General features: G+C 45.3%; 13 protein-coding genes. 2 read left to right on the forward strand and 11 right to left on the reverse strand.

Annotated features, from left to right (window positions below; all coding sequences use genetic code 11):
* Nucleotides 1–290 precede the first annotated feature (290 nt).
* The 6 genes from HCN54_RS16575 to HCN54_RS16600 form a co-directional block, all read right to left on the reverse strand.
* Nucleotides 291–1526, reverse strand: coding sequence for an MFS transporter (locus tag HCN54_RS16575; protein WP_167598667.1), 1236 nt, complete (start codon nucleotides 1524–1526; stop codon nucleotides 291–293).
* A gap of 282 nt (nucleotides 1527–1808) precedes the next feature.
* A complete protein-coding gene (msrA, locus tag HCN54_RS16580) occupies nucleotides 1809–2528 on the reverse strand; it encodes a peptide-methionine (S)-S-oxide reductase MsrA (RefSeq protein WP_167598668.1) in 720 nt (239 codons plus the stop codon).
* Between the two features lie 1805 nt (nucleotides 2529–4333).
* A complete protein-coding gene (locus tag HCN54_RS16585) occupies nucleotides 4334–4954 on the reverse strand; it encodes a TlpA family protein disulfide reductase (protein ID WP_167598669.1) in 621 nt (206 codons plus the stop codon).
* A gap of 208 nt (nucleotides 4955–5162) precedes the next feature.
* Entirely contained in the window at nucleotides 5163–6353 is a 1191-nt protein-coding gene (locus HCN54_RS16590) for an aldose epimerase family protein (protein WP_167598670.1), read from the reverse strand.
* Entirely contained in the window at nucleotides 6343–7410 is a 1068-nt protein-coding gene (locus HCN54_RS16595; protein WP_167598671.1) for a cellulase family glycosylhydrolase, read from the reverse strand. Before HCN54_RS16595 ends, HCN54_RS16590 begins: the two co-directional genes overlap by 11 nt.
* 21 nt (nucleotides 7411–7431) lie before the next feature.
* Nucleotides 7432–8487 (reverse strand): family 43 glycosylhydrolase, encoded by a 1056-nt coding sequence (locus tag HCN54_RS16600; RefSeq protein WP_240924910.1) that lies wholly within the window; start codon nucleotides 8485–8487, stop codon nucleotides 7432–7434.
* Between the two features lie 254 nt (nucleotides 8488–8741).
* Between HCN54_RS16600 and HCN54_RS16605 the strand changes: the two genes are divergently transcribed.
* Nucleotides 8742–9026, forward strand: coding sequence for a hypothetical protein (locus HCN54_RS16605; protein WP_167598672.1), 285 nt, complete (start codon nucleotides 8742–8744; stop codon nucleotides 9024–9026).
* A gap of 108 nt (nucleotides 9027–9134) precedes the next feature.
* A complete protein-coding gene (gene hemN / locus HCN54_RS16610; protein ID WP_167598673.1) occupies nucleotides 9135–10496 on the forward strand; it encodes an oxygen-independent coproporphyrinogen III oxidase in 1362 nt (453 codons plus the stop codon).
* A gap of 151 nt (nucleotides 10497–10647) precedes the next feature.
* Here hemN and HCN54_RS16615 read toward each other — a convergent pair whose 3' ends face one another.
* The 5 genes from HCN54_RS16615 to ccoG form a co-directional block, all read right to left on the reverse strand.
* Nucleotides 10648–10815 (reverse strand): hypothetical protein, encoded by a 168-nt coding sequence (locus tag HCN54_RS16615; protein ID WP_167598674.1) that lies wholly within the window; start codon nucleotides 10813–10815, stop codon nucleotides 10648–10650.
* A 398-nt stretch (nucleotides 10816–11213) separates the two neighbouring features.
* Nucleotides 11214–11921 (reverse strand): sulfite exporter TauE/SafE family protein, encoded by a 708-nt coding sequence (locus tag HCN54_RS16620; protein ID WP_167598675.1) that lies wholly within the window; start codon nucleotides 11919–11921, stop codon nucleotides 11214–11216.
* A 3-nt stretch (nucleotides 11922–11924) separates the two neighbouring features.
* Nucleotides 11925–12371, reverse strand: a complete 447-nt coding sequence (locus HCN54_RS16625) for a FixH family protein (protein WP_167598676.1) — start codon at nucleotides 12369–12371, stop codon at nucleotides 11925–11927.
* Nucleotides 12372–12413: 42 nt separating this feature from the next.
* Complete coding sequence (locus HCN54_RS16630; protein ID WP_009778695.1) at nucleotides 12414–12560, reverse strand: hypothetical protein; 147 nt, start codon at nucleotides 12558–12560, stop codon at nucleotides 12414–12416.
* A gap of 8 nt (nucleotides 12561–12568) precedes the next feature.
* Nucleotides 12569–13990 (reverse strand): cytochrome c oxidase accessory protein CcoG, encoded by a 1422-nt coding sequence (ccoG, locus tag HCN54_RS16635; protein WP_167598677.1) that lies wholly within the window; start codon nucleotides 13988–13990, stop codon nucleotides 12569–12571.

The raw sequence follows: 13990 nt of genomic DNA on the forward strand, positions 1-13990 counted from the left end.
GCAAACAGTAAACCGAAAACTACAACTTTGAATTTTAGCCTTTGAATTTTAGCCTTTGAATTTAGCATAGCGCAATACACCACCCCGTCATTCGCTTAACGCCTTTAGGCTTTTAAGCGCCTCCCACCCCTCCTCCGTAAGGAGGGGAGCTTTTTGTTTTTGTTGGCTTTTAGTCTTGAATTTTAACCAGCATCTCTCCCGATAGCTATCGGGATGCGCTCAGTGTGACACGCTCGATGTGACAGGTTCAACAGAAAACAACAACCAAAAACAACAAACCGAAAACCGTATTAGCCCTGAACCTTCAACGCACTCGCGCGTTTCCTTAGGTCGCGTTTTTTAAAGTAGCGTAGCGAAAAGAAGATCACAACAGCCAGTGGGGCGGCGATGAGCAGGTAGCGAAGGGCCATATCTAAGGTGTTGGTGATGCTTCCGGAGTGGGAGATCACAAAACTACCCATCGAGGTAATGATGTACAGAAGCCCGCCCATGAGTCCACCGGCGATGCCTGCGTTTCCGGGAAAGAACACCATATTCTGCGTAAAGTAGTTAGTAAACAAAAACCCGGAACAGATGTGCACGATAAAGGCAAAACCTACGAGCAATACGAGGTTGTCGATCATACTTCCTAAGCCGATAAAGAGGACCATCAATACAAGTTGCGTCAGTGACACCAGACGGATCTTTTTAGTAAAGTTCACCGGTGTAAAGCGCTTGCTTAAGATTCCACCGATCATCCAGGCAAAGCCTAAAACGAGGGTGCAATACCCAATGATCACGGCGTTGTAGTTAAAATGCTGTTCTACCACAAACGGCCCTGCGATGTTAAACACCATCACTACCGAATAGGCGCAGCCCAATACCGCGATGCCTAAGATAAAACCGGGGTTCTTAAGCATTGCCATATACAGCAAGCCGGTTTTCTTGAGGTTGAATTTCTTGTAGTTGCGTATGGTCTCCCCACTGAATACGAGTTCGCCTACAAACAAGATGGCCGCATAGATCGCGAGGAAGTAAAAGTTAGACTGCCAGCCCAGATGCTCTTCGAGGAAACCACCCAAAAAAGGCGCGATGATAGGTCCGCAGCTCCAGACGATGGTAAAGTAGCTGAGGTAGTGTTTACGTTGTTCATCATCAAAAAGGTCTACAAAATAGGCGCGTTTGGCCACGACAATAAAGGCGGTAGCGATCCCTTGTACGATACGCAGCAGACTGATCACCAGCACTTCGCCGGTAAAGGTCACGGCAAGGCTGCTCAACAGCAATACCGCCAGCGAGATCAGCATAGGTTTGCGCCGGCCTACACTATCGGCTACGGGGCCTACAAACAATTGCGAGAACCCGTAACTCAGGAAAAAACAAGTGAGCGTTAATTGAATACTTTGTTCTGAAACGCTGAGGTTACGTGCCATTGACGGAAACGACGGCAGGTAAATGTCGGTCATAAAGCCCGAAAGCGGAATCGACAAAAAGGTAAGTATCGTAGCGATCTTTTTACGTTGGGGTGAAGCGTCGCGTAAATGCATGAATAAAGGGTGTATTGACGTTAGGGTGCCACAAAGCTACTACATAAAGAAGAAGGAAGTGTTGATCGTCTTAAGCTTTGTAGGCTTTTGGAGGACTCGCCTCGTGCCTGTCTGGCGGTGCCATTACACTACCTCAGGGCAGACCTATGAGGCGTTGGTTGGAAACGAATTTTTAAATTCGACATAAGCCTCGGAGTATTAAACCCTTTGGCGGCGCCAATCAAAAAAGCCCTATCAGTGTAGAAAGGGCTTGGGTCTTCTTTTTCTTCTTCATAGTTCAGCCTAGTGGCTGTTAGCTTTTAAAAGTTCGGGGAACTTTGCTTTAAATCGGTTTAAACGGGGTATCGACACGTTTTGGATATACGGGTTTTCCGGATGCTGCACCTCGTAGTTTTGGTGATAAGCTTCCGCGATCCAGAACTTCTCAAAAGGCTTGACCTCAGCAGCTACCGATTCGCCTAATTCTTTTTCAAGTGCCGCTTTCTTTTGCTCAATGACCTCCTTTTCAGCATCATTCTGATAAAAGATGATCGAGCGGTATTGCGAACCTTGGTCCGGTCCCTGACCGTTTACCTGTGTTGGGTTTTGTGAACCAAAATATACATCTACGAGTTGGCTAAAGCTGACCACGCTAGGATCATAGATCACCTTAACCGATTCGGCGTGCCCGGTACGGCCGGTGTTGCTGTCTTCGTAGGTTGGGTTTTTGGTATGCCCTCCTGCGTAGCCCGAAACGGCTTCGTCAACGCCTTTTACACTTTCATAAACTGCTTCGACACACCAGAAGCATCCGCTGGCAAAATAGGCAGCAGCACGGTCTTGAGGCACCGGTATTTCGGCAGGAACTGCAGCTTCTTCGGCAGTGCCCGTGGTGTTGAGTGCAACAGCATTAGTAGTCTGTGCGGTATCGTTAGATTTCGTCGCATCAGCACAGCCGTTAAACAACAAGCTCAAAGCGATCGTTGCGGCCAGTAATGCGGAAAGAATGATTCTGTTTTTCATAACACTATAAAATATACGAAAGTTGTACTTCGCTGGTTTTATAGACGCAAAGGTGCAGCTAAACTTTCTTAATAGGGTGCTAAAATTTGAGGTATAATGATAAAGTGTTTTTAAAACATGTTTTGTTCATTTTCTTTGCTAGTACTAATCCGACTACCAGTATTACTTAGCACAACAGGTGCATTCCTCTCCCTACGGTCGTCGGATGCAGGGCTTCACTGCCCACCGCTGCGACGCCTGCTAGTTTTACTACAGATCTAAAAAGTAGGCCGGTACTGACGTTAGAATAGACATGAGATTTTAGAAGTGAGACAGAAGATAAATTATTAATACCCGAAGGGTTTGGTATCTTTTGCTTCAGTATAGCAAGAAGGCTCCGTTAAGAATTTTTGAAGCCTTGGAGAAAATTTAGGAGCCTTGTTGCGGTTTTGCCTGATAAGGCAAAAATACCTAAGAAAAAGGCTCTTTTCTTTTGATTCGTTTTCTTTGGAGAAGCAAAGAAAATGAATGAACATGATTTGAAGTTACTATTACTCAATCTACATTAAAAGCAAGTAGGGGATGAGGAAAAAGATTAAGAAATTAATGGAGAGTGCGATTTTTCCCGATGGTCGAAATGACTGCCTGATTAAGAGGTTGTTTCAAAAAGAATCCTCGATTTAAGATCTAACGCACACGCGATGCAATCGCGCGAAAACAAGGGAATTCGTGTAATCCTTCGGGTACGAAGACTGTCACTTCGAGTGACTGAATACCAGCGGTAGCAGGGATTCAGTTGTATCGAGAAGTCTTTGAAGTCAGTGAGTTTATAGTTACCCTTATTGCTTTTTCGAAAACTTCTCGATACAATCCTTTCGCGCTAAGGTGCTCAAGCATCACTCGAAGTGACAGGGCGAAGCGTATTTTGTATTTCCAATTTCTACTTTCGTATTTGATGCTGTCTTTACTCTTTGTTCTATTCTCTTTGGTCTCCCGTCTATCCACTGCAAACTGCAGACTGCTACTGCCAACTGCTTATGATTTAAAGTTACTATCACTCAATCTACGTTAAAAGCAAGTAGGGGATGAGGAAAAAGATTAAGAAATTAATGGAGGGTGCGATTTCTCCCGATGGTCAAAATGACCGCCTGCTTCAAGAGTTTGCTTCAAAAAAATCTTCGAGTTGAGATCTAACGAACACGCGATGCAATCGCGCGGAAACGTTGTGGACAGGCAGCGCGAAAACCTGGGAATTCGTGTAATCCTTCGGGTAAGAAGACTGTCACTTCGAGTGACTGAATACCAGCGGTAGCAGGGATTCAGTTGTATTGAGAAGTCTTTGAAGTCAGTGAGTTTATAGTTACCCTTATTGCTGTTTCGAAAACTTCTCGATACAATCCTTTCGCGCTAAGGTGCTCAAGCATCACTCGAAGTGACAGGGCGAAGCGTATTTTGTATTTCCAATTTCTACTTTCGTATTTGATGCTGTCTTTACTCTTTGTTCTATTCTCTTTTTTCTCCCGTCTATCCACCGCCAACTGCAGACTGCTATTGCCAACTGCTTATGATTTAAAGTTACTATCACTCAATCTACGTTAAAAGCAAGTAGGGGATGAGGAAAAAGATTAAGAAATTAATGGAGGGTGCGATTTCTCCCGATGGTCAAAATGACCGCCTGCTTCAAGAGTTTGCTTCAAAAAAATCTTCGAGTTGAGATCTAACGAACACGCGATGCAATCGCGCGGAAACGTTGTGGACAGGCAGAGCGCGGGAACATTGTATTTTGTATTTCTACTTTCGTATTTCTAAGGATTTACTGCAAATCCTTACTGCAACTCCTCCAAATACTCCCTGAATGCTTCGGTATCATAATCAGCCATACCCATATGGGTGAGCGCCAGTTGGCCTTGGGCATTGATCAGGATGGTGGTGGGCAGGCTACCGGTGTTGTACATTTCCGGCAGGTCGTAGGCCATGCGGTAGATGGGAAAATCAAAACCTTTTTTCGCTTTAAAGGCTTTCGCCTTTTCAAAATCGGTATCAAAAGAGACCAGCACAAAGTTCACTTCGTCTTTGGTATCAGCATACAGCTTGGCGATGCCCGGCATTTCTGCAACGCAAGGCGGACACCACGTAGCCCAAAAGTTAATAAAATAGGGTTGCTTCGGCATATCTTTTAGTGAAACGAGTTGGTCGTTCTCGTCAAAGAACTGCACATTAAGGTCTGCAAGGTCGCCCGGTACTACAGCCTCACTTTTAGTGCCTTTTACGCGGGTTTTTCCGTTAGTATCCGGTACTTCCTTAAGCTGCGGATTCATAATACCCGTTTTTAGAATGCCGCGTTGCAACGTGGCCACCACAGGTTTGTGCCATCCTTGGGTATAAACCAAGACCAGAATACCCACAAACAAGGCATAGCGTAAAATACGTTTTAGACGTGTGCTCATAGGCTCAAAAGTAGCAACTCTCGTAGATTCTTTGCGTAACCTAAGTAACAAAAAACCCTTTCATTGCTGAAAGGGTTCTCCGGTGAAGATAAACAGTTTCTGGTGATGGGGCGGCTGCTGTGAAGGTTGCGGCCGCCCCAATTGTTTATCCCTCTTAAACACACACGAATAATTATTGTTACACGCCGGGCGTGTGTATAGTTTAGTACTACGATCCTTTTACTGAAAATTTATAGACCGAAGTCGTCGCATAGGTTTCATTGGGTTCCAAGACAATACTTGGAAATTCCGGTTGATTAGGCGCATCAGGAAAATGCTGAGTCTCTAACGCAAATGCGGTTCTAAAGTCGTCTTTAGCACCGGTTTTAAAAGTATTTTTACTTTCCATAAAATTCCCGCTATAAAACTGCAGGCCGGGCTCTTCGGTAAAGACTTCCATCACGATCCCGCTTTGGTCACCGCTGATCTTTGCCGCCGGTTTGAGTGTTCCTGAAGCTTCTTTCAGTACATAATTATGATCATAACCCTTACCAAAGGTAAGTTGCTCATTAGCCGTTGCTATACGCTCCCCAATGGTATGCGCCTGGGTAAAATCAAAAGGTGTTCCCGCCACCGAATCTAAAGTCCCGGTAGGGATGAGTCCGCTATCTACGGGGGTATATTGATCGGCGTGAATCACAAGGCTGTGTTCCAGGATGCTCCCGCTGCCTTCGCCGTTCAGATTAAAAAAGGCGTGATTGGTAAGGTTCACCACTGTTTTTTGATCGGTAGTCGCCTCGTATTCCATCTTGAGTTCGCGATCTGCCGTCACGCTATAGGTCACCTTTACGTCCACATTCCCCGGAAAGCCCATTTCCATATCAGGAGAGCGGTAGGTGAGAATTAAGGTCTGTGCATTGGGTTTACGCGCGTCCCATACTTTATACTGAAAGCCCTGGTCACCCCCGTGTAAAGCATTGTCGCCGTTATTGGTAGGTACTTGATATTCTTTACCGTCTAAGGTGAATTTACCATTGGCGATACGATTGCCCACACGCCCAATGGTCGCTCCGAAATACGGTTCGCTTGCATCAGCAAAAGCTTGCACCCCGGCCATACCTACGACCACGTCGGTCATCGCGCCCTCTTGGTCAGGCACCCAAAGCCCTACGATGCGTCCGCCGTAGTTGGTAAAGGCCACTTTGATGTCTTTATTCTCGATCCAATATAAGTTGGTTTTCTTTCCGTTTATTGTCTGCTCAAATGCAGCAGCGTCCAGAAGGCTTGTTTGCGTTTGCTCTTCTACGAGGTTCTGGGGTTCGGTGGTCTTGTTTCCCGATTCTTTGCAGGAATACAGACCTACGCCTAGTGCTGCGATCAGGCAGTAACGTAGTACGATGGTCGTTCGCTTAGTAAGCATCGTTCAATTTTTTGATGAGATCTACTTCATCCTGACGGTAAGGCGTACCGTCTTTTCTGAATACATCGTGAAACCATTCTACCGGCTCTTCGCCAGAATCTATTGGGGTATTCCACGCATAGATGGTATTGGTCTTTCCGTTTACGAGTCCCCAGTTGATCGCGCCAATGTTGTTCTCGGCAAGCATAGGAAGTGTGGTCGAAAAACGGCTGTCGTTTGTGCGCGCCATATATTCGGTACAGATCATTGGGCGGTCGTGGGTTTTTAAGAGTTCGATTACGCGGCGGTGCATATCAGCATTTTCATAATCATGGTAGGTGATGATGTCTGAGTGCTGCGCCTGAAAGGTGTTCAACTCTTTATATCCCCAACTCCATAAACCGGCAGAAAGCGGCTGGCTAGGGTTGATCTCTCGTGCCCACTTGAATACATTGGTAAGCAGCGGAAGACTCTCGGTATTCTTACCGTTGTTTCCGGGCTCGTTATACAAGTCCCAAAATAAGATGCGGTCGTCGTCTTTAAAAGTTTTGATGATGTCTTGCACATACGCTTTAAGCTCAGGTGAATTAGCCATCTCGTTAGAGGCAGGATAACCGGGATCTTGCATCCAGCCGCTGTTGTGCGTTCCCGTTTTGGGGTCGCGCTGTGTTCCTATTTTAGGGTTCGCATCCCAAACGTCGTCAAAGATCACAAAGATGGTTTTGATATCGTGATTATCGGCAATACTCAGGTAGTCTTCCACACGCTTTTTAAAGCCTGTTTTATCTGCCTTATAGGCTAGACTGTGCAGGTACACCCGCATGGTATTAAAACCAATACCGGCGGCATAACCCAGTTCGCGGTCTATGGTCTCCGGGTCATAGGTAGCTTCTTGCCACATTTCCAGCTGGTTGATGGCGGTACTCGGGATAAAATTGGCTCCGCTGATCCAGTCGTGCTCGGCATACCAGGCCTTTGCTTTTTCTTTAGACCATTTGTTGGCGTCAAGATTTGCCCCGCTCTGGCTAAAGCCAAAAAAACCAAGAGCGAGTGCAAATACTAAAAGTGTTTTTTTCATAATAGGTTTGAATTATACGTTTTAAAATTTTTCAGATGGAATAGGTAAAAGCATTGTAGTAGGAAGCGGTGTACCTATAAAGGGTGTGCCATCTTCGTTCCAATACAGGCGTTGCATGCGTGGTGCACGTTTATTGCCACAGCCTTCTCCAGGATTGGAGTTGGCGTGGTATAAGATCCAGTCTTCCGTACCGTCAGGAGATTTAAAAAAGGAATTATGTCCCGGCGCATACACGCCGTTTTCCGGTGTTTGCTGAAAGATGGGTTCTTCTTTTTTGGTCCAGGCCGAAGCATCCATAGGGTTCGTTCCTTCAAGGCTCAGCAAGCCCAAAGCATAGTGATCGGTCCAGCAGCCACTTGCAGAGAATACGATAAAGAGCTTACCATCGTGTTCTAAGAATTGCGGCCCTTCATTCACAAAAACCTGCTCAGGATTGCCATCTGTGCCCAGATCGCCGTTACGTTCCCAAGGGTAGGTAGGCGAACTGATCTTTACACGTTTTCCTGAAATGCTTGTGGGGTCGCTCATTTTGGCAATAAAAATATCTTGTTGTCCGTTAGTGTCGCCTTCCCAACCGGACCAAGCCATATAGAGTTGGTTGTTGTACTCAAATACATTGCCGTCGATCGCCCATTTGTCGGAGGGCGCAGCGAGCTTTCCTTTAAACTCCCATTGGTCATTCAGTGGATTGGTAGACGTATTTTGCAACACGTACATGCGGTGGTTTTCATTGGTGCCGTTATCGGCTGCGACATACACATACCAGGTATTGTTGATGTAGTGAATCTCCGGAGCCCAGACGTTCTTGCTGTACATCGTGCCTGCCGGTGGCGTCCAGATGGTCTTGGATTCAGCCTCGCGTAAGTTGGCCAGATTCTCAGTCTTCCAAAGCACTACACGATTGCCCATTGTATGCGTATAGTAATAATGGCCGTCTACATACACACTAAACGGATCTGCACCCGAGTCTAACAACGGGTTCTGAAACTGCTGCGCAGCAAGCGTACTGCTGCATAGCAACATACACAGGAATAGGTATTGAAAAATGGTCGTTTTTAATAAAGCGTTGATCATCATAGGTAACCGAAAACGTTATAGTGACGAAATTGAGAAAAGTGCTTTCAAAAAATAAGTTGGCTTAGCTCATTCTTGCGATATATCGTTTCAAAATGACCGTTTTTTTGCTGCTGCACGTGCCTTGAGACAAATTGATGAAGTTTGGGATGTTCCTTTTTTCAAAAAATATAGGAGAACTGACAAAAGTCATAAAATAGGAATCGTGCTCCCGGTACTTTTACCCTGTAATTTGATAATCATTAAATTTTTCAGGTATGACAACGCTATCAAAACTCCAAAACGATTTTACCAACAACATCATTGGCTATTCGGCTATAGGCATTATTCTAAGCACCTGTTTAGGAGCTGTAGCAATTATGACGACTTTAATGCACGGACATACATTACTACAAATGCTTTTTGTAATGATCACAGTGGTTTTTTGCAGCCTGCACAATGCGTCGATTCTAACGGTGCAAAAGCCGCAGCTTATTTTTAAACTCTTAGTAGCAAGCACGGTGGTGAACACCTTGATCATTGCAGGAGGGATGCTGCTTTAAGCGCTTAGCAACCTACGGTGAGGTTTTACAAGAACCGCAATTCAATTCTTAACCAATGCTTCCGGAATCTTATATATTAGGTTTCCGGGAGTTTTTTGATCAGTAGCAATGACAAGTCTAGTACGTAAATACAATGTTCCCGGCCCGCGGTATACCAGCTATCCTACCGTGCCGTATTGGGATCAGAAAACCTTTAGCCTTAAAGAATGGAAAGCCACCTTTAAAGCCAGTTTTTTAGAAAGCAATAAACGCGAGGGCATCAGCCTGTACATTCACTTACCCTTTTGTGAGTCGATGTGTACCTTTTGCGGTTGTACCAAACGCATTACCAAAAATCACAGTGTCGAAACGCCATACATCGATGCGGTGCTAAAAGAGCTCGCACTGTACAGAAGCTTTGTAGGGGAGCGACCTGTACTACAACAAGTGCATCTAGGTGGGGGCACCCCCACCTTTTTTTCAGAAACGAATCTTGCTCGTCTCATCAATGGCATCTTTAAACACGCTGATAAGGCGCCGCAATGCGAGATGAGTTTTGAGGGACATCCCAACAATACCACGCTTGAGCATCTAGAGACCTTGGCTTCGTTTGGTTTTAAACGGGTGTGTTACGGGGTTCAAGATTATAATGAGACTGTGCAAAAGGCCATCAATCGCATCCAGCCTTTTGAGTACGTACAACGCGCTACAGATCAGGCACGACAGGCGGGATATACCTCTGTGGGACACGATATTATTTTCGGTTTGCCTTTTCAAACGCTGGAACACGTAAAACATACGATAGAGAAAACCATTCAGCTGTTCCCGGATCGTATTGCGTTTTACAGTTATGCACACGTACCGTGGATCAAAGGCAACGGGCAACGCGGCTATGATGAAGCCCATTTGCCTACGGCGGAAGAAAAGCGCAAGCAGTATGAGGTAGGCAAACAGCTGCTTGCCGAAGCGGGCTATGTAGAGATCGGGATGGATCACTTTGCATTACCTACAGACGATCTGTATCACGCACAGCAGCAAGAGCGCATACATCGCAACTTTATGGGCTATACTGCTTCTAAAACTCAGGTGATGTTGGGACTGGGCGTGTCGGCCATTAGTGATAGCTGGTATGGTTTTGCACAAAACGTAAAAGGCATCAATGAATATTATCACCTGTTAGAAAATGAGATCCTACCCGTGTTTCGAGGACATATTCTTACTGAAGAAGACTTAACAATACGGCAACACATCCTCAACCTGATGTGTCATTTTAAAACCAGTTGGGAGACTCCGGCGCTTTATTTTAACGAATTGCCCGAAGTACTGATCAAACTGAAAGAATTAGAAAGCGACGGACTGCTCATTTTTGAGCATAAAGGCTTACGCATAACCGAAAAAGGGAAGCCGTTTGTGCGCAACGTGTGTTTGCCTTTTGATTTGCGCTTGCAGCGTAACAAACCTGAAACTAAACTCTTTTCAATGACCATTTGAGTCAGGCCAGGCTCATTTGATTTTTTTTGATTGGTGAAAGCCTGCTCCTGTGACCGGAGCAGGCTTTTTTCTTTAAGTGCTTTTGTTCATTTTTTCCATCGATGAAAAAACGAACCAAAAAAATCTAGGCTTATTTTTAGACCCTTGAAAACTACGCAAACGCCTTTGCCTGCGGATGGCAAACCGCTGCGCTAGGCCATCCTCCACTGCCCACCGCTGCGGCGCCCGCTTGTTTTACTACAGCTCTAAAAAGTAGGCCGGTGCTGACGTTGAAATAGAAATGAGATTTCAGAAGTAAAACAAAAGATAAATTACTCATATCCGAAGGGTTAAACGAATTCAAAATTCCCTCGGTTCAGAATAGGCGCAGGACGTTCCGAAGGACAGGAGCGATAGCGACGCGGAACGTACAAGACGGTTTTCGGCCGTAAAACGGCTTTTAAAAAGAGTGCCGTTTTCGCTCAAGGACTTAAACAAGTCTAAAAACCAGATCATTAGCTGTTAATCTCGATTATCGAGCAAAAAATTCCTAAGCGAGGGGGTCTTTTCTTTTGTTACTTTTCTTTGGACAAGACAAACCGAGGATACGAGGTTCACGAGCCCCCATGAAATAAACATTACGTGAGTAAAGAAAAGTAAGGAGTCTATTGATGTGAAGGATTATACAAACCGACTTTAGAAGGTTCCTAACTTACTTAGCATAATAAAGAAATAAATTTAATGACAACTATGTGTTGCTGCGACTTCTGCTACGGCGACTTGATTGGAGGGAGAGATGTAAGGAATGCCGAGTCCCAGACCGCGTAGGATAAACAGGCAGCCCATAAGCACTACGGCTACGGGAATGGCTTTAACGAGCAGCTGTTTGGTTTTTCCCTTTAAGAAATTACCAAGGTAAATGGCGGTGGTCATAAGCGGTAGGGTGCCCAGTCCAAAAAAAAGCATATAGATGCCGCCTTGTACCCCACCACCGGAGGCGATGGCTCCAAAGATCGCCATATAGACCAATCCGCAGGGAAGGAGACCGTTTAAGAGGCCCAGCGTGAAAAAGGTAGCAGCCTTCTTCTTTTTTAACTGAACGCCCAGCGCGGTTTTGAGTCGGTTTACCAGGCGGTAAGCAGGTTTAGAAAAGCTGTAGGTTCCCATACGCTTGTGGGGTATCAGGATCACGAGGATCATCGAAACCCCAACAGCGATAGAGACTTGTTGTTGCAGGCCAAAAAGTTGGAGTCCGCGCCCCAGATAGCCCAATACCAATCCCAGCATCGCGTAAGTGAAGAGTCGGCCGCTGTGGTAGCTCAGCACCTGAAAAAAGCGTTTCACAGGATTGTTGCGATCTACCGGCATAAGAAAAGCGATGGGACCACACATACCTACGCAGTGAAAACTACCCAAAAGTCCAAAAAGTAATGCCGTCCAGATCATCGTTTAATAGGTTATGGCTTTCTCAAAGCGGTATTTTTTGCCTTGATACGCCCAGTTTACGGTAATGTTCCAGCGACCGTCGAGCAAGCGGCTGTCAGGTATGAGCAAAGTAGAAGTTGACAAGGCTATCGGAATGTCAAAATCAAGTTGCTTGCCAGACGGTCTGTATAGGAACACTTTTCCGGTTATTTCTTTAGGATCAAATGTTTCAGGAAACTGAAGCTCGTAACCGGCTTCGGTTTTTTTACCGGTCACCGGAGTTTCCAATTGTGCCTCATTGGTAGCGGCATCAATAGTTTCCTGCAATTGCATTTCTTGTTTATAATAATCTTCGGCCACCAGGTCGTGGCTGTATTTATCGTCTGTGGTCATGGTGATCACAAAAAACATGATAAAGCCTATAAATAAGACCATACCCATGACCAGACCGGTTCCCCAATTGATTTTCATAGTGCTAATTTTATAGTTGATATATAAGCGACCCCGTGTGGGTTAGGCATATTTTTCTGCCAATTCTTCCTGACTCAAGGCTTTGCGTTCTTCGGCTTCCTTAAGCAAGCGCACTTTACAATTGTGGTTTTGTCCCGGATAGCCATTTTTACATCCTAAGCAGCAGTTTTGGTTTGATTTTGTACTCATAATTCTAATTATTTATAACTGCGGGGGCCTAAAAACACCGTAGTCGTGGTTTCAATAAGTTGGTCTTCACTATAGACCCCTATTTTCAGTTGTTCCTTTTCGTCTTCGAGTTCGTGACTGTCTACTTCTATAAACAGCGTTCCTTCGGCAAGGCCTTGCTCAGGCACTTGAATGCGATCGTTTGACACGACGCGTATGATTCCTTTATGAGAGATCAATTCAAAATGCACCTCAGGAATCTTTTTGGTGGTTTTATTGATGAGTTTGTAGGTATACACATTGCTGATGAGGTCTTCACCTTTATGCTCATACAATTGCCCCGGAAGTCGCAATACGGTTGCTTCAACATCATTGCGCAAAAACAACATTCCTGTAAGTACGCCCAGCAGGATCAGCAATACCGCGGTATAGCCTTTTAAGCGGGCATTAAAGGTGAACTTGGTCTTCTTCTCAATATTCTCTTCACTCGCATATCGAATGAGATCTTTAGGCAGATTTACTGCTTCCATCATCTGGTTACACGCATCGATACAAGCGGTACAATTCACACACTCCAGCTGGGTGCCGTTGCGAATATCGATACCCGTAGGACATACCTGTACGCACTGTGCACAGTCGATACAATCCCCTTTTCCGGTTGCAGCGCGATCTTCAGACTTTTTAAATTTGGCTCTGCCGGCTTCTTTTTCTCCGCGCTTGTGGTCATAGGCCACAACAATAGATTTGTTGTCGAGCAGTACCCCTTGCAGCCTTCCGTAGGGACAAACGATGATGCACACCTGTTCTCTAAACCAAGCAAACACAAAGTAAAATACACTGGTAAAGATGAGCAGCGAGATCAAGGTGCCCACGTGATTGGCCGGCCCGTCTGTGATGTACTGCATAAGACGATCACTACCTATGAGATACGCAAGAAACACATTGGCAATAAGAAAGGAGATTATAAAAAAGATGCTCCATTTAATACTGCGTTTTCTTAGTTTCTCTGCATTCCATGGCATTTTATCCAGACGCATTTGTTTCCCGCGGTCGCCTTCGATCCAGTATTCAATTCTGCGGAAGACCATCTCCATAAAAATGGTCTGTGGACAAATCCACCCACAAAAAAGCCTTCCGAAAGCGACCGTAAAGAGTACCACAAAGACCACGCCCGTGATCATAATGATCACAAACAGATGAAAGTCTTGTGGCCAAAAGGGAAACCCAAAAATATTAAAGCGGCGTTCCAGCACATTGAACATCAAAAACTGATTGCCATTGATATGAATAAAGGGTGCGCCAAATAAAAAGATCAAGAGCACATAGCTTACCAGCTTGCGGTACTCATAGAGGTTACCCACCGGTTTTTTAGGATACACCCACGAGCGTTTTCCTTCCTCGTTGATGGTTCCTATACTGTCTCTAAAATGTTCTTGATCCTGAGAAGCCAT

Origin of the sequence: Leeuwenhoekiella sp. ZYFB001, from assembly GCF_011784865.1 — a bacterium.
Taxonomy (GTDB): Bacteria; Bacteroidota; Bacteroidia; order Flavobacteriales; family Flavobacteriaceae; genus Leeuwenhoekiella; species Leeuwenhoekiella palythoae.